At 62.9% G+C, this 15,284-nt stretch carries 15 protein-coding genes; 13 read left to right on the top strand and 2 right to left on the bottom strand.

Annotated elements, in window-relative coordinates:
- Positions 1-12 precede the first annotated feature (12 nt).
- A complete protein-coding gene (locus BLW80_RS07980) occupies positions 13-1,227 on the bottom strand; it encodes an MFS transporter (RefSeq protein WP_093757553.1) in 1,215 nt (404 codons plus the stop codon).
- 175 nt (positions 1,228-1,402) lie between these two features.
- Here BLW80_RS07980 and BLW80_RS07975 point away from each other — a divergent pair, with 175 nt between their 5' ends.
- The 13 genes from BLW80_RS07975 to BLW80_RS07915 all read left to right on the top strand — a co-directional run bounded on the left by BLW80_RS07975 (position 1,403) and on the right by BLW80_RS07915 (position 14,635).
- Entirely contained in the window at positions 1,403-2,656 is a 1,254-nt protein-coding gene (locus tag BLW80_RS07975; RefSeq protein WP_244528048.1) for an ATP-grasp domain-containing protein, read from the top strand.
- A 329-nt stretch (positions 2,657-2,985) separates the two neighbouring features.
- Positions 2,986-3,696, top strand: coding sequence for a Crp/Fnr family transcriptional regulator (locus BLW80_RS07970; RefSeq protein WP_093757552.1), 711 nt, complete (start codon positions 2,986-2,988; stop codon positions 3,694-3,696).
- A gap of 133 nt (positions 3,697-3,829) precedes the next feature.
- Positions 3,830-5,461, top strand: coding sequence for a cytochrome-c oxidase, cbb3-type subunit I (gene ccoN, locus BLW80_RS07965; RefSeq protein ID WP_093758165.1), 1,632 nt, complete (start codon positions 3,830-3,832; stop codon positions 5,459-5,461).
- A gap of 9 nt (positions 5,462-5,470) precedes the next feature.
- Positions 5,471-6,205 (top strand): cytochrome-c oxidase, cbb3-type subunit II, encoded by a 735-nt coding sequence (gene ccoO, locus BLW80_RS07960; protein ID WP_093757551.1) that lies wholly within the window; start codon positions 5,471-5,473, stop codon positions 6,203-6,205.
- Between the two features lie 12 nt (positions 6,206-6,217).
- The gene (locus BLW80_RS07955) at positions 6,218-6,382 is read left to right on the top strand and encodes a cbb3-type cytochrome oxidase subunit 3 (RefSeq protein WP_068729582.1); all 165 of its coding nucleotides are present in this window, start codon (positions 6,218-6,220) and stop codon (positions 6,380-6,382) included.
- A 6-nt stretch (positions 6,383-6,388) separates the two neighbouring features.
- The gene (ccoP, locus tag BLW80_RS07950; RefSeq protein WP_093757550.1) at positions 6,389-7,264 is read left to right on the top strand and encodes a cytochrome-c oxidase, cbb3-type subunit III; all 876 of its coding nucleotides are present in this window, start codon (positions 6,389-6,391) and stop codon (positions 7,262-7,264) included.
- Positions 7,265-7,364: 100 nt separating this feature from the next.
- Positions 7,365-8,813 carry a cytochrome c oxidase accessory protein CcoG gene (gene ccoG, locus BLW80_RS07945; protein WP_093757549.1) on the top strand — a complete coding sequence of 483 codons (1,449 nt, stop codon included), beginning with the start codon at positions 7,365-7,367 and terminating at the stop codon, positions 8,811-8,813.
- 11 nt (positions 8,814-8,824) lie between these two features.
- Complete coding sequence (locus BLW80_RS07940) at positions 8,825-9,325, top strand: FixH family protein (RefSeq protein ID WP_093758164.1); 501 nt, start codon at positions 8,825-8,827, stop codon at positions 9,323-9,325.
- Between the two features lie 8 nt (positions 9,326-9,333).
- Positions 9,334-9,504, top strand: coding sequence for a cbb3-type cytochrome oxidase assembly protein CcoS (gene ccoS / locus BLW80_RS07935; protein ID WP_089267801.1), 171 nt, complete (start codon positions 9,334-9,336; stop codon positions 9,502-9,504).
- 203 nt (positions 9,505-9,707) lie between these two features.
- Positions 9,708-11,291, top strand: a complete 1,584-nt coding sequence (locus BLW80_RS07930) for a GMC family oxidoreductase (protein WP_093757548.1) — start codon at positions 9,708-9,710, stop codon at positions 11,289-11,291.
- A gap of 43 nt (positions 11,292-11,334) precedes the next feature.
- Entirely contained in the window at positions 11,335-12,498 is a 1,164-nt protein-coding gene (locus tag BLW80_RS07925; protein ID WP_244528046.1) for a M20 family metallopeptidase, read from the top strand.
- 83 nt (positions 12,499-12,581) lie between these two features.
- Positions 12,582-14,303: an FAD-binding protein gene (locus BLW80_RS07920; protein WP_093757547.1), complete on the top strand. Its 1,722-nt coding sequence runs from the start codon at positions 12,582-12,584 to the stop codon at positions 14,301-14,303.
- Positions 14,300-14,635 carry a 2Fe-2S iron-sulfur cluster-binding protein gene (locus BLW80_RS07915; RefSeq protein ID WP_093757546.1) on the top strand — a complete coding sequence of 112 codons (336 nt, stop codon included), beginning with the start codon at positions 14,300-14,302 and terminating at the stop codon, positions 14,633-14,635. The genes BLW80_RS07920 and BLW80_RS07915 overlap by 4 nt, the downstream gene beginning before the upstream one ends.
- Positions 14,636-14,713: 78 nt before the next feature.
- Here the strand turns inward: BLW80_RS07915 and BLW80_RS07910 are convergent, their stop codons facing one another.
- Positions 14,714-15,208: a MarR family winged helix-turn-helix transcriptional regulator gene (locus BLW80_RS07910; RefSeq protein ID WP_244528044.1), complete on the bottom strand. Its 495-nt coding sequence runs from the start codon at positions 15,206-15,208 to the stop codon at positions 14,714-14,716.
- Between the last annotated feature and the right edge of the window lie 76 nt (positions 15,209-15,284).

The following is a 15,284-nucleotide window of genomic DNA, read 5'->3' as shown; positions in this document are numbered from 1 at the left end:
GACGACAACCCGTTACCGCTTGCGCTCCGACACCAACGCCAGCAGCACCGTTGCCGCCATGAAGCAGGCGGAGGCGCCGAACACCCAATGCGGCAAGGCGTGGTCCATGAACCAGCCGAACAGGATGGGGCTGATGATGCCGCCGAAATTGAAGCCGGTCGAGACGATGCCGAAGGCGCGGCCGGCAGCGCCGGGAGGGGCCGCCTCGCGCACCAGCATGTCGCGCGACGGCGTCAGCACGCCGCCGAGGAAGCCTGCAGTGGTCATAGCCGCGACGATCACCGGCGTCGGCAGCGTGAACACTGCGATGGCGCAGATGATGGCGGCATTGATCGTGAAACACACGGCGGCGACGCGGCTGTGGTGTCTGGTCCGATCGGCCAGCCAGCCGCCGGCAAGCACGCCGACGGCACTGGCGGCGAGGAAAGCCGTGAGCGCGATATTCGCCGATGACAGCGATGTGCCGTAGCCGTTCATCAGCGCGACGATGCCGAAGCTGTTGATGCCGTTCTGCGACAGCGAGAGCAGTGTGAAGAACAGCGTGAGCATCAGGATCGCCGGGGTCATCATGCTGACCTTGGGCGACTCGGCGCCCTTGGCGTCATCGCCATCAGCCATCGCGCCGGCATCGGGAATGCCGACCACGATCAGCATCAGTGCGATCGCCACGCCGATGGCTCCCGCGACGATCAGCGCGCCCTGGCCGCCGATACCAACCAGCAGTGCCGCCATCAGGGGAGGCGCGACTGCGCCGCCGATGAAGCCGGCAAAGGTATGGATCGAGAATGCGCGGCCCATCTTCGACTCGTCCATATGCGCGGCGAGGATGGCGTAGTCGGCCGGATGATAGACGCTGTTGGCGAGGCCGAGCAGCGCGGCGCAGACGATCAGCGCGGGATAGCTGAGCAACAGGCCGAGCGCGATCAGCGCGCAGCCGCCGAGCATGACGCCGAGGATCAGGATCTTGCGCGCGCCGATGCGGTCGACGAGATAGCCGATCGGCGCCTGGGTGAGGCCGGAGACGACAGCGAAAGTGGTGAGGGCGAAGCCGAGTTCGATATAGCCGACGCCGAGCCGGTCCTTCAGGAACGGGAACAGCATTGGCAGTACGAAGATGTGGAAGTGGCTGACCCAATGCGCGGTGGAAATCGCCGTCAGCGTCCGCGTCGCCGAAGGGACTTGGTCACGCGACGCGAGATGCGAGGTCGAGGCCGGGATATCGACCATATGCGTTTCCACCCAAGGCGGCTGATGGCCGCTTGTTACAGCCTCGAAAAGGTGCGCTATGCCTACGTTCTCAGCAGGTTAATGTCTATCAGCACTGCGACATGCAGGTGTTGCGGCCCGTGCAGGGCAGCAGTGGGAAACGCGACCACGGCCCGGGAATGCGACATGATTGAGCATGATGACGAACAGCCCGAATTTTAAGCCGCTGCGGATCCTGCTGTCGGAAGGCACCAGTACCTCCGCGCGGGAGGCTGTCACCGTGCTCGGCCTCGCCGGCCATGTGGTGGATGTCTGCGATCCCGCCGCTGCCGGGCTGGCGCGGTTCTCGCGATTTGTCCGCACATATCACCGCTGCCCGGGAATGAGGGACGATCCCTCGGGCTTCCTGCGGTTCATCGAAGGCCTGCTGGCGACAGGCGACTATGACGTACTACTGCCAATCCACGAACAGGGCTTCCTATTCGCGAAAGTGCAGGAGCGGCTGAGGCCGCTGGCCGGCCTGGCCTTGCCGTCCTTCGCGAGCTACCGGGCGGCGCATAGTAAGGCCGATTTCAGCCGTATGCTGAGCGAGCTTGGATTGCCGCAACCCGAGACCCAGATCGTCGCAAGCGCCGATACGCTTCGTACCGATCTCCGCTTTCCCTGCGTGATCAAGACCGCCATCGGCACCGCGAGCCGCGGCGTCTGGATGGTGCGCAATGATGCTGACCTCGCGCTGGCAATGAGAGAGCTTGAGGTCGGCAACGGCCTTGCCGGCGAGGTGCTGGTGCAGGCCCACGCCGCGGGCGCGACCGAGAAGGCGCAGGGCGTGTTCTGCCGCGGCGAGCTGGTCGGCTTTCACGCCACTCGTCAGATCATGGAGGGCGCCGGCGGCGGCGATGCCATCAAGCGCAGCGTGCGGCGTGATCGCGTGCGCGACGATCTCGCGGCCATCGGTAGGCATCTCGCCTGGCACGGCGCGCTGTCAATCGACTTCATCATGCCGGACGATGACAGCGGGCCATTCTATATCGACTGCAATCCGCGGCTGGTCGAGCCGATGGCGGCCTGGCTCGCCGGCGTCGATCTGGTCGATCTGCTGCTGCGCGTCTCGCTGGGCGAGACTCCGGCGGTCGCGCGGGCAACGCGCGAGGGCGTCGTCACGCATCAGGCCATGCAGGTGCTGCTCGGCAGCGCGCAGCGCGGCGGCGACAGGTGCGATCTGCTACGCATTTGCCGCGATATCTGGTGTCGCCGTGGCGACTATGCCGGCAGTACCGAAGAGCTCACGCCGGTGCGCATCGACTGGCTCAGCGCCGTGCCATTGGTCATGACCGCGCTGCTGCTGTTGATGACTCCGGGGCTGTCGCATGTGCTGGCGAAACGCGGCTGGGGTGCGCATTTGCTCGATGCCGGGACGGTTGCGGCCATCGAAAGCGAGATGTTTTAGTTTCATCCGGCCGCGTTAGAGTTGAATAGTTGCGACAGACGCGGCCGGCTCCCTCTCCCCGCTCTGTGCGGGGAGAGGGGTGGGGTGAGGGGCGTGGCACCTCAGCCACTGCCATCTCCGCTTCTTCGATTCGATAGGTCTTGCTAGGCGGCAGCTGCAGTGCGCCGCCCCTCACCCGGATCACGCGCGATGCGCGCGACCCGACCTCTCCCCGCGCAAGATGCGGGGAGAGGTAAGAAGCGATTGATGTGTATCAATGTGTGCCGCGCGGATCCGGTTATCCAAAAGTGCCCCGCACTTCCGCGAGGCCAACGAAACCCGGGGAGCGCATGACAAAGCTGATGGCTGCATCGTCGTTCGCTGCGCCTTGTGCGAATGCTGCTGCGCAGCCGGGCGGCTTCCTGTCTCATCTGGGCGCCGCCGATCTGCGCCAGTTGATGGCCCTGGGCGAGCGGGTGCCCTACACTTCGCAGGATGTCCTGTTCACGCAGGGAGCGTCGGCCGGCAAATGCTTCAGCGTGGTCGAGGGTGTGGTCGGCATCTACAGGACTGAATGCGATAATCGTCGCCAGATCACAAGTTTTGCGCTGCCGGGCGACATCCTCGAGATCGCAACGCAGGGGCATCATGAAGTGTCCGCCGCTGCAATCGGTCCTGCAGTGGTCTGGGAAATCCCGCGTGAGAAATTCGCGCAATTCGCCAGTCACCGGCCCTATGTGTTGAACGAGATCGTCACGCTGATGGCGGCCGAGATCGCCGATGCACATGACAAGATGTTTTCGCTGGGCCGCCGCGTGGCTGAAGAGAAACTGATTGTGTTTCTGACATGCTGGCGTGACCGGCTGGTACGGCTCGGCCGCGATGTCGATCCGCTTCCGGTGCCGATGAGCCGACGCGATATCGCCGATCATCTCGGCCTCACCGTCGAGACCGTGTGCCGGACGCTGGCCAAGCTCGAACGCCGCGGCACGATCGAGATTCTGCCGGGCCGCATCCGGCTGCTGGACACCGAATCCGTCGCGGCTCCCGCTCTCGCCTGACGCCTCGCGCAGCCAGCAAGCGAGCTTCCCCCAACTTTGATTTCAATCAATTCACTGAGCGGGCCGCCGTGATTGATGGGTGCGTGCTCGGGGAAGAATCATCATGACGAACCAGACTGACAGCGTGAAGTGGATGACGATCGGAGAGGCCGGTCTGACCGTGATCCTTGTGGCCACCGTATTTCTCTCCATCATCGCAGCGGCCAAGGCGGAAGATGCGGCCTATGCCTTCCACGTGACGCTGGCCGGCTTCGCCAGCCTGGCCTCCGTGTTCGTCATCCTCAATCGTTATTTCGAGCGCGGTGCATTGCCACCGCAGGAGATCGACGGGCGGCCGAATTACAATTTCGGACCGATCAAGTTCGCCGCTGCGGCCTCGGTGTTCTGGGGCATCGCCGGCTTCACGGTGGGTCTGCTGATCGCCATGCAGTTGGCGTGGCCGGACCTGAACTTCAATCTGCCCTGGACCTCGTTCGGCCGGCTGCGGCCGCTGCATACGTCGGCGGTGGTGTTTGCCTTCGGCGGCAACGTGCTGATCGCGACCTCGTTCTTCGTGGTGCAGAAGACCTGCCGTACCCGTCTCGCTGGCGATCTTGCGCCGTGGTTCGTCGTGCTCGGCTATAATTTCTTCATCGTCATTGCCGGCACCGGCTATTTGCTCGGCGTCACGCAATCCAAGGAGTATGCCGAACCGGAATGGTACGCCGATCTCTGGCTGACCATCGTCTGGGTAACTTATCTGCTGGTGTTCCTGATGACGCTCGTGAAGCGCAAGGAACCGCATATCTTCGTCGCCAACTGGTTCTATCTCGCCTTCATCATCACCATCGCGGTGCTGCATCTCGGCAATAACCCGGCGCTGCCCGTCTCCGTCTTCGGCTCCAAGTCCTATGTCGCGTGGGCCGGCGTGCAGGATGCCATGTTCCAGTGGTGGTACGGCCACAACGCGGTGGGTTTCTTCCTCACCGCCGGCTTCCTCGCCATCATGTATTACTTCATTCCGAAGCGCGCCGAGCGGCCGGTCTATTCCTATCGGCTGTCGATCGTGCACTTCTGGGCGATCATCTTCCTCTATATCTGGGCCGGTCCGCATCACCTGCACTATTCGGCGCTGCCCGACTGGACGCAGACGCTCGGCATGACCTTCTCGATCATGCTGTGGATGCCCTCCTGGGGCGGCATGATCAATGGCCTGATGACGCTGTCCGGCGCGTGGGACAAGCTGCGCACCGATCCGGTGCTGCGCATGCTCGTGGTGTCGGTCGCGTTCTATGGCATGGCGACCTTCGAAGGTCCGTTGATGTCCATCAAGGTGGTGAATTCGCTCAGTCACTATACGGACTGGACCATCGGTCACGTGCATTCCGGTGCGCTCGGCTGGGTCGGCTTCGTCTCCTTCGGCGCGCTCTATTGCCTGGTGCCGTGGCTGTGGAATCGCAAGGGACTCTACAGCCTCAAGCTGGTGGAGTGGCACTTCTGGATCGCGACGCTCGGCATCGTTCTCTACATCTCCGCGATGTGGGTGTCGGGCATCCTGCAGGGTCTGATGTGGCGTGCCTACACGTCGCTGGGCTTCCTCGAGTATTCCTTCATCGAAAGCGTCGAAGCGATGCACCCGTTCTACATCATCCGTGCAGCGGGCGGCGGGCTGTTCCTGATCGGTGCGCTGATCATGGCCTGGAATTTGTGGATGACCGTGCGCGTCGGCGAGGCGGAAGAGGGCGCGCTGTCGAGCCCTGGCGCCACGTTGCAGCCGGCTGAGTGAGGATCAATCATGTCGTTCTGGAGTCGGCACCAAATCTTCGAGAAGAACTCGATCGTCTTGATCGTGGGTATCATTCTCGTCATCGCCATCGGCGGCATCGTCGAGATTGCGCCTTTGTTCTATCTCAAGAGCACCATCGAAGCCGTCGAGGGCATGCGGCCTTACACGCCGCTCGAACTGGCAGGGCGTAACGTCTATGTCCGCGAGGGTTGCTATCTCTGCCATTCGCAGATGGTGCGGCCGCTGCGTGACGAGGTCGAACGCTATGGGCACTATTCGCTCGCGGCGGAGAGCATGTATGACCATCCGTTCCAGTGGGGCTCGAAGCGCACGGGGCCGGATCTGGCCCGCGTCGGTGCCAAGTATTCCGATGAATGGCACGTCACGCATCTGAGCAATCCGCGCGCCATCGTGCCGCAATCGGTGATGCCGTCCTACAAGTTCCTGGCCGAGACGCCCGTCAGCACCGAGAACGTCGCCGATCATCTGCGCACCAACCGCGCGGTGGGTGTGCCCTATACGGACGATCAGATCACCAATGCGGTGGCGGACCTGAAGACCCAGGCCGATCCCGACAATGGCGATACCGACGCGCTGCTCAAGCGCTATCCGAAATCGGTGGCACGTAACTTCGATGGCAAGCCGGGGCTGCCCACCGAGATGGACGCACTGGTGGCCTATCTGCAGATGCTGGGCACGCTGGTCGATTTCAAACTCTACAACGAAAAAGCAAACCTCCGCTGAGGAGATGGAAGCATGCGCGCAATCCTGACCGTCGAGAACTTCGCGTCGAACCTCGTCCTCACATTCTGGACGCCGGTCTTTGTCGGAATCTTCATTGCAATTCTGACCTACGCATTGTGGCCCCGCAACAAGGCGATGTTTGACGCAGCCGCGCGTCAGCCCTTGCGAGAGGATTGACAGATCATGAGCGATCACGAAGTCGAATTCGACAAGGCCACTGGCAAGACCACCACAGGTCACTCCTGGGATGGCATCAAAGAACTCAACACGCCGCTGCCGCGCTGGTGGGTGATGACTTTCTATCTCACCATCGTGTGGGCGATCGGCTATTGGGTCGTGTATCCGTCCTGGCCGCTGGTGCAGAGCTACGCGACGGGCGTCATGGGCTATTCGTCACGCGCGGATGTCGCTGTCGATCTCGCCAATCTCGAGAAGATCCGCGGAGGCAAGATGGCGACGCTCGGCGCTGCGCCGCTCGCGGAAATTGAGAAGGATCCGGCGCTGCTGGCACTGGGGCGCGCCAGAGGCCGTGTGGTGTTCGGTGACAATTGCGCGCCGTGTCACGGCACTGGTGCGACCGGTGCCAAGGGCTTCCCCAATCTGAACGATGACGACTGGCTGTGGGGCGGCACACTGGAGCAGATCGAGAAGACCATCCAGTTCGGCGCGCGTTCCGCCCATGCGGAATCGCATGAAGGATCGATGCTGGCCTTTGGCCGCGACGGCATGTTGAAGAAGCCGGAGATCGAGACGGTTGCGAACTACGTGCGCTCACTGTCTGGATTGCCGACGGCCAAGGGTTACGACGCCAATGCTGGCCAGAAGCTGTTCGCCGACAACTGCGCCTCGTGTCACGGCGACGCCGGCAAGGGAAATCCCGACATGGGGGCGCCGAACCTGACCGATAATATATGGCTTTACGGTTCGGACGAGGCGACCATCGTCGAGACCATCACCAATGGCCGCAACGGCGTGATGCCAGCGTGGATCGGCCGTCTCGATCCGGCGACCATCAAGGCACTGACGATCTATGTCCATTCGCTGGGGGGTGGACAATAAGTCATAGCGCGCGCGGCCAATCCCGCGCGTGCCTTTGACGTACATCAATTGCATCGCACCGGCGAAGTCTAGGGTCATTCCAAAGACGAGAGTGACCTCCATGAACAAGCCCGTTGCACCCGAGGAATTCGACTACGGCCCGCTCTATGCGGCGCAGAAGAAAGTCTATCCGCAGAAGGTCTCCGGCAGGTATCGCAACGTCAAATGGGCGCTGATGGCGGTTTGCCTTGGCATCTATTATCTGCTGCCCTTCGTGCGTTGGAATCGCGGTCCCGGTGCCCCCGATCAGGCGGTGCTGGTCGACCTGCCGAACAGCCGCTTCTATTTCTTTTTCATCGAGCTGTGGCCGCAGGAAGTTTATTTCTTCACTGGCCTGCTGATCCTTGCCGCCCTCACGCTGTTCCTGATGAATGCCATCGGTGGTCGCGTCTGGTGCGGTTATCTCTGTCCGCAGACAGTCTGGACCGACCTGTTTTTCGCCGTCGAGCGTTTGATCGAAGGCGACCGCCGTGAGCGGATGAAGAAGGAGGCCGAAGGGTTCACGCTGCAGCGTGTCGTCGAACTGACGATGAAGCATTCGATCTGGCTCCTGATCGCATGGTGGACCGGCGGCGCCTGGGTGCTCTATTTCAACGATGCGCCCACGCTGGTGAGGGAACTCGTGACGTTCCAGGCGCCGGCGCTGGCCTATATCTGGATCGCGATCCTGACGGCGACAACCTACACCCTGGCGGGCTGGATGCGCGAGCAGGTCTGTCTCTATATGTGCCCGTGGCCTCGCATCCAGGCGGCCCTTACCGACGAATGGGCGCTCAACGTCACCTACAAGACCGATCGCGGTGAGCAGCGGACCTCGTTGAAGAAGGCGGCCGAGCTGCGCGCGCTCGGCCAACCCGCAGGCGACTGCATCGATTGCTATCAATGCGTCAACGTCTGCCCGGTCGGCATCGATATCCGCAATGGCTTGCAGATGGATTGCATCCAGTGCGGGTTGTGTATCGACGCCTGCGACGGCGTAATGAGCAAGATCGGCCGGCCGACCGGGCTGATCGGCTACGACACCGACATCAACATTGCCAGGCGCAAGGCGGGCAAGTCCGAAATCTATCGCATCATCCGGGCCCGCACGATCGTCTATGCAAGTCTCATTGCCGTCGTCAGTGCCGTCATGCTCTATGCGCTGCTGACGCGTTCGCTGCTCGACATCAACGTGTTGCATGATCGTAATCCGGTCGCGGTGCGCCTCAGCGACGGCTCGATCCGCAATGCCTATACAGTGCGCCTCTTGAATAAGCGTGGCGCCGGCCGCGTGGTCACGCTCGATGTCAACGGGCCGGCAAATGCCACGGTGCATGTCGTGGGCATGGATGCCGCGTCCTCGGGACGACCGGAGATCGTGCTTGGCCGCGACCAGACCACCGAGCTGCGCGTACTGGTGACGGCGCCCGCGGCAATCAATTCCGAGAAGTCGCTCCCGCTCGTGATGCGTGTCACCGATGCCGCCCATGATGACATGGCGTCGGCGACCGATCATTTCGTTGCACCGTGAAGGAGAACAGCATGAGCGCCGCCGTTGCCGCACCTCGTCCGATCACCGGCCGGTTTGTCCTGATCTGCCTGGTTTTGTTTTTCGGCATGATCATCGGCGTCAATGTCGTCATGATGAAATTCGCGCTGGAGACGCTGCCGGGTGTCGAAGTGGATAGTCCCTATACAGCGAGCCTCGCTTACGGCAACGAGATCGAGGCCGCGCGCGGCCAGAGCAGTCGCGGCTGGAAGGTCAGCGCGCATGTCGAGCGCGATGCTGCAGGTGATGCCGCGGTCCGTGTCGAAGCGCGCGATCGTCACGGCAATCCGATCACGGGGCTGAGTTTCACCGGGCGGCTGGAGCGGCCGGCCGATCGTCGCGCGGACCGGCCGGTTGAGCTGATCGGGGCCGGAGGCGTGGTCTATCGCGGCAAGGTCGCCGAACTTGCGCCGGGACTGTGGGATCTGGTGCTTGAAGGCGAGGCCGGCGGACAGCGCATGTTCCTGTCGAAGAACCGCCTCGTGCTGAAATAGGTCCAACCATGCAGTCCCTCGTCGTCCTCGTGCCGCTGGCGCTCGCGCTTGGGTTGCTCGGCCTCTGGGCCTTCATGTGGTCGCTGAAAAGCGGACAGTATGAGGATCTGGAAGGTGCGGGATGGCGCGCGATTCTCGATGAGGATCCGCCGGCGAAGAAGCCTGGCGATCCCCTCTGAGGCGGTTCTTTCCGTTCAATCCATCACCGCCACAACTTGTGGCCATATTTTTCCAACCGCCATGCCTTTGCCGCGCGTTGCCTCTGCAGCGTGCGTGCTGGCGTCTGCTGTGCACCGGGCGCATACTGGCGGGAACGGATTTTGCACGCGTTCGGCCGGACAAGATCGGCGTAGGGCGCCGCAGCAGAAAGAAATGAAGCACTATGTATGATGTGATCGTCGTCGGCGGTGGATCTGCCGGCGCTGCCGTGGCTGCCAGGCTCTCCGAAAATCCCGCCACGCGCGTGCTGCTGCTGGAAGCCGGGCTCGACTGGCGCGCGGCGGATGCGCCGTGGGAAGTCACCACAGCGAACCCGATCCCGATCATTCACCAGCGCGAATTCCAGGAAAAGTGGCAGTGGCCGCAGCTGCATTCGCGTCGCGTTGCCGGGCAGGACCAGCGCTTCTACTGGCGCGGCAAGGGTCTCGGCGGCTCGTCGATGATGAACGGCCAGATCGCGATCCGCGGTGTCGCCGACGCATTCGACGAATGGGCGTCGCTGGGGTGCACCGGCTGGTCAGCCAGGGAAGTCATGCCGCTATTCTCGGTGATCGAGGATGATCTGGACTTTGGCGACAGGCCCGGCCACGGCCGCGGCGGTCCGCTGCCCGTCTACCGTGCGCCACTGGCGACATGGGGGCCGATCGACAAGGGCTTGCGCGATGCAGCACTGGCCTCGGGTTATGCGTGGTGCGACGACGTTAACGGGCCGGATGGCGAAGGCGTCGCCTGCTATCCGATCAACAGCCGCGATCTGCGTCGCATCTCCACCAATGAAGCCTATCTCGAACCGGCGCGCGGCCGCGCCAATCTCGAAATCCGCGGTCATGCGCTGGTCGACCGCGTTGTGATCAAGGACGGTCAGGCCACCGGCGTGATCGTTCACATCGAAGGGCAGGGCACGCAGGAAATCAGCGCGCGCGAGATCGTGCTATGTGGCGGCTCGATCCACAGCCCGGCGATCCTGCTGCGCTCGGGCATCGGTCCGGCGGACGAGCTGAAGGACATGGGCATCGCTGTCGAGTGCGATCTGCCCGTCGGCCGGAATTTCTTCGACCACCCGCTATTCCGCACCACGATCAAGCTGCAGGACGCCGTTGCGCCGAAGGACAAGGACACCCGCCACACCAATTGCTGCGTCACCTATTCGTCGGGACTTGCTGACGGCGGCAAGCGCGACATGATTCTGATCGCGTTCAATCATCGCGGCATCGGTAATCCTGGTGCCATCGGTGCCGGCCTGTTCAACGCCTTCTCGCGCGGAACGCTGAAGCTTGCCTCCATCAATGCGTCGATCGACCCGATCGTCGAGGAGAACATGCTGGCAGACCCCCGCGACATGCTGCGGATGGTCGATGCCGTGAAGCGGCTTGCCGTGATCACCACGCAGCCGGCGCTCGCCGGCATCGCTGACTGGATCCGCCTCACCGATACCGACCTGACGCTGCCGCAGGCAGCGGCTCTGCCGACGCGCGAGCTTGAAGCCGTGCTGCGCCGTGACACCGGCGACATCCAGCACGCTGCGGGCACCTGCCGCATGACCGGCTTCAAGGACACGGGTGGCGTGGTCAATCCGGATGGCACCGTGAAGGGCCTCAAGGGTCTGCGCATTGCCGATGCGTCGATCATGCCGTCGGATTGCCGCGCCAACACTCATTTCACCACGGTGGTGATCGGCGAAGCCATTGCGCGCATGATGATGCGCAGGTCGAATGTAGCGTCGCCCGTCGTGGCGATGGCGAAGTAAGAACGCGCAACGCAAGCGCTCAAGAGTGACCGAAGGACAATTCATGTTGAACACTACCGAAACCCAGATCATCGACTGGCTCGCGTCCCAGAAGCAGCCGATGATCGACCTGCTGCGCGACGTCGTGAACATCGATTCCGGCTCCTTCGACAAGGAAGGTGTCGATGCCGTCGGCGCTCGTTTCGAACAGCACTTCGCCGAATACGGCATCGAAACCTGGCGCGAGCCTCATGATGTCTATGGCGATGCCGTGCATGGGCTGATCACCAAACCCGGCAGCAACGAAAAGCCGATCCTGCTGATGGGCCATCGCGATACCGTGTTTCCCAAGGGCGAAGTCGCCAAGCGCCCCTTCACTATTAAAGGCAATCTGGCCCATGGGCCTGGTGTTGCCGACATGAAGGCCGGCGTCGTCATCAACGTATTCGTGGCCGCCGCGCTAAAGAAGTTCGATGCTGCGCCGTGCCCCATCAAGCTGCTGATCACCGGCGATGAGGAGATCGCGTCGCGCTCGTCGCGGCCGATCATCGAGCGCGAGGGCCGTGCGGCGCGCGCCGTCTATAATTCGGAACCGGGACGTCCGACCGGCAATATCACCACGGGCCGCAAGGGCGGCGTGTTCATGCGCTTCGAGGTATTCGGCAAGGCCGCGCATTCCGGCAACAATTTCTCGGTGGGCATCAGTGCCATCGGCGAACTCGCGCACAAGATCGTGCAGATTCATGCGCTGACCGATATGGACAAGGGCATCACGCTGAATGTCGGCCTGGTGTCCGGCGGACAGTCGGTCAACACCACGGCGCCGCATGCCGAAGGCGAGATCGATTTCCGTTACATCGATCCGGCGGACCGCGCGACCATCATGGGCGCCATCGAGAAGATTATTGCGACGTCGACCGTGCCGGGCACGACGGCAAAGCTGCATATCAACGGCGAATTCCTGCCGCTGGTGCAGGACGCTGCGGCGAAGGCGATGTTCGAAGCCTATCAGGCGGCCGCTGTCGACTCGGGCCTCACCACGTTGACCGGCGAATTTGCCGGCGGCTGTGCAGATTCCGGTTTCACCGCCAGCGTCGGCACGCCGACGCTCTGCGGTCTTGGCCCGGTCGGCGGCAATGTCCATACCGACCTGGAGTGGCTGGACATCGAGAGCATCGTTCCGCGTGCACAGACACTGGCGCGGGCGATCCTGCGCACGGAGATCTGACGACGAGAGATGCCGCGTGGCATGGTTCTGGCACGACGATGGTTGCCGACAACGCCTTTGTTTGAAGAGACACTCGCCTGACCATGACATCACCTTCTCCCAATACTTCGGTTCCCATCCATCTCGAAGCCGATGTTCTCGTGATCGGCGCCGGTGGTGCCGGCATGTATGCGGCGCTGGAAGCAGCGAAGGCTGGTGCGTCAGTCATCCTCGCCGATCGCAGCCTGATCGGGCGCGGCGGTGCCACGGTCATGGCGCAGATGACGGTCGCAGCCGCCTTGGGCGAGCAGACGCCGGATCACTGGGAACATCATTTCGCCGACACACTCGCGGCGGGCCGCGGGCTCTGCGACGAGCGGCTCGCTGCACTGCTCTGCGAGGACGGTCCGCAGCGGCTGCGCGAGATGGATGCGTGGAAGGTCGGCTGGGCGCGCGAGGACGGGCATATTAAACAGGCGCAGGCGCCGGGCCATGATCGGCCGCGTTGTGCCTATGTGGACTTTCTCTCCACCGGTCCCGCGGTGTCGAAGACGCTGCGTACGCAGCTGAACAATGCGAGCGGCATCCGGCGTATCGGCGATCTCACTATCGTCGATATCGCATTGCGTGATGGCGAAGCCTGCGGCGCGACGGCACTGCATCTGCCGACCGGGCAGGCGGTGACGCTGGCGGCGAAGGCGGTGGTGATCGCGACAGGCGGGCTCACCGGGCTCTATCGGCGCAACAGCGCATCGTCGAATATGGGCGGCGATGGTTATGCGCTTGCCTTGCGCGCAGGTGCCGAGCTGATCGACATGGAGTTCGTGCAGTTCTTCCCCATCGGTCATCTCGCGCCGCGCCTCGTCGGCATGGATCCGATCATGTGGGACCCGTTCCGCTACAAGCTCGGCGGCAAGCTGCTCAATTCCGAAATGCGCGAATTCGAAACGGATTATGCGACCAAGGACGCGCGCAGCGACGGCACCTATGTGCTGACGCGTGATCTCGCCACCTATGCGATCACCAAGGAGGTCGAAGCCGGCCGCGGCAGCCCCGCCGGCGGCGCCTATCTCAGCTTCCAGCATGTGCCCGAAGCTGAAATCCGCAAGGCATTCGGGCCGGTGGTGGATCGGCTCGCCGAAAACGGCATCGATCTCGCGCAGCGTCCTGTCGAGGTTGCCCCGATCGCGCATTATCATATGGGCGGCATTCATGTGGACGAGATGATGGCGACCGGCGTGCCCGGGCTGTTCGCTTGTGGTGAAGCGGTCGGCGGCGCCAATGGCGCCAACCGGTTGTCGGGCAATGCGATCACCGAGGCCTTTGTATTCGGCGCGCGTGCAGGCCGCAGTGCTGCAGAGCGCGCGAAGCAGGGCATGTCGATGTGGTCAGCCGATGCGGCAAGGCCGGCCATCGATCTGCTGCGCAGCGCCAGCAAGCGCGATGCGCCAAACCCCGCGGCGGTTATCGTGAAGTTACAGGCCGTGATGGCCGATGATGTCGGCCCGTTCCGCACCGATGCGAAATTGCGCTCGGCGATTTCTCAGATCGCGCAATTGAAGGCCGATATCGGCGATACGCCGTTCGCGTCAGCGGAAAGCTTCGATCCCGTGCTGGCCGACTGGCTCGACCTGCGCAACATGCTCGCTGTCGCGCAATCGGTTGCCATACCGGCGCTGGCGCGTACCGAAAGCCGCGGCGCCCATCAGCGCGACGATCATCTCGGTCTGGATGTTGGGTGGAGCGTCAACCAAGTCGTGGCACTGTCGGGCAGCGACATGACCCTGCGCAAGGTCGTGCCCACCATCGGAAAGGCTGTCGCATGAAGGCGACACTCAGCATTCAGCGCGGTGCTCTCGGCGAAGTACCGCATCAGGACATGTTCGATATTCCCTTCGAGCACGGCCAGTCCATCCTCGACGGCCTGCGCGCGGTGCGCCGCAGCATGGATCCCTCGCTGGCGTTTCGCTTCTCCTGCATCAATGCCAATGCGTGCAAGGAATGCATGATGCTGATCGACGGCAAGGTTGATTACGCCTGCACGGTTCGGCTCAAAGAGGGAATGACGACGCTGGCGCCGCTGCCGAAGAAAGCGCTGATCCGCGATCTCGTCACCGAAATCGCACCGCCTGATGAACGGCTGATGCTGCGGTCCTGAATAATTGTCTGCCTGCGTGGCGATCAGGCTGATTAATTTATAGCCGTTCTAATCTGGCGAAACTTGCTGTGAGCACCCTCATTCCGCGAGATCAGGCGCTGCATTGCGGCTGGCATTCTCTGCGACGATGCGCTGCATCAGGTCGATGAAGGTGGCCTGCTCCGTCTTCGAGAGGCTGCCCAGGGTCGCGCGATGTGCGTCGCGAGCGGCGGCTTCGATCTTGTTCAGCAGTGTGGCACCGGCCGGTGTGAGCCGGCAGACGCGGGCGCGGCGGTCGTCGTCGCTGACCGGACGCTCGACCAGCCTGCGTGCTTCGAGTCGCTTCAGCGCGCCGGTCGTGGTCGTGCGATCCAGAGCAATATCAGCAGCTAAGCTGGTTTGATCGGCCGTTCCCCGCGCCGCCAATGCGGACAGCAGGCTGTATTGGAGTGGCGTCATCTCGAAGGCACTGCAGGCTTCCTGGAACAGCGCGACATGGATCTGGTGTAGCCGTCTGATCAAAAATCCCGGTCGCTGGGCCAGCGGCCAGGGCTTGTGGACGGGCTTGTCACGGCGCGGCTTGGCCTGGGGCAACGCAGTCTCTCCTTGTGTCGGCTACGGCTCGTATGGTGCGAGCGCGTTGAAAAACTACCGCATCGCAATGTTTATG

Origin of the sequence: Tardiphaga sp. OK245 (assembly GCF_900108575.1) — a bacterium.
GTDB lineage: Bacteria > Pseudomonadota > Alphaproteobacteria > Rhizobiales > Xanthobacteraceae > Tardiphaga > Tardiphaga robiniae.
This window is presented reverse-complemented; position numbering and strand designations above follow the sequence as displayed.

Bases quoted from the DNA above. Each gene is read 5' to 3' on its own strand.
- BLW80_RS07980 (WP_093757553.1), bottom strand. From the start codon at position 1,227: ATGGTCGATATCCCGGCCTCGACCTCGCATCTCGCGTCGCGTGACCAA.
- BLW80_RS07975 (WP_244528048.1), top strand. From the start codon at position 1,403: ATGATGACGAACAGCCCGAATTTTAAGCCGCTGCGGATCCTGCTGTCG.
- BLW80_RS07970 (WP_093757552.1), top strand. From the start codon at position 2,986: ATGACAAAGCTGATGGCTGCATCGTCGTTCGCTGCGCCTTGTGCGAAT.
- ccoN (WP_093758165.1), top strand. From the start codon at position 3,830: ATGACGATCGGAGAGGCCGGTCTGACCGTGATCCTTGTGGCCACCGTA.
- ccoO (WP_093757551.1), top strand. From the start codon at position 5,471: ATGTCGTTCTGGAGTCGGCACCAAATCTTCGAGAAGAACTCGATCGTC.
- BLW80_RS07955 (WP_068729582.1), top strand. From the start codon at position 6,218: ATGCGCGCAATCCTGACCGTCGAGAACTTCGCGTCGAACCTCGTCCTC.
- ccoP (WP_093757550.1), top strand. From the start codon at position 6,389: ATGAGCGATCACGAAGTCGAATTCGACAAGGCCACTGGCAAGACCACC.
- ccoG (WP_093757549.1), top strand. From the start codon at position 7,365: ATGAACAAGCCCGTTGCACCCGAGGAATTCGACTACGGCCCGCTCTAT.
- BLW80_RS07940 (WP_093758164.1), top strand. From the start codon at position 8,825: ATGAGCGCCGCCGTTGCCGCACCTCGTCCGATCACCGGCCGGTTTGTC.
- ccoS (WP_089267801.1), top strand. From the start codon at position 9,334: ATGCAGTCCCTCGTCGTCCTCGTGCCGCTGGCGCTCGCGCTTGGGTTG.
- BLW80_RS07930 (WP_093757548.1), top strand. From the start codon at position 9,708: ATGTATGATGTGATCGTCGTCGGCGGTGGATCTGCCGGCGCTGCCGTG.
- BLW80_RS07925 (WP_244528046.1), top strand. From the start codon at position 11,335: ATGTTGAACACTACCGAAACCCAGATCATCGACTGGCTCGCGTCCCAG.
- BLW80_RS07920 (WP_093757547.1), top strand. From the start codon at position 12,582: ATGACATCACCTTCTCCCAATACTTCGGTTCCCATCCATCTCGAAGCC.
- BLW80_RS07915 (WP_093757546.1), top strand. From the start codon at position 14,300: ATGAAGGCGACACTCAGCATTCAGCGCGGTGCTCTCGGCGAAGTACCG.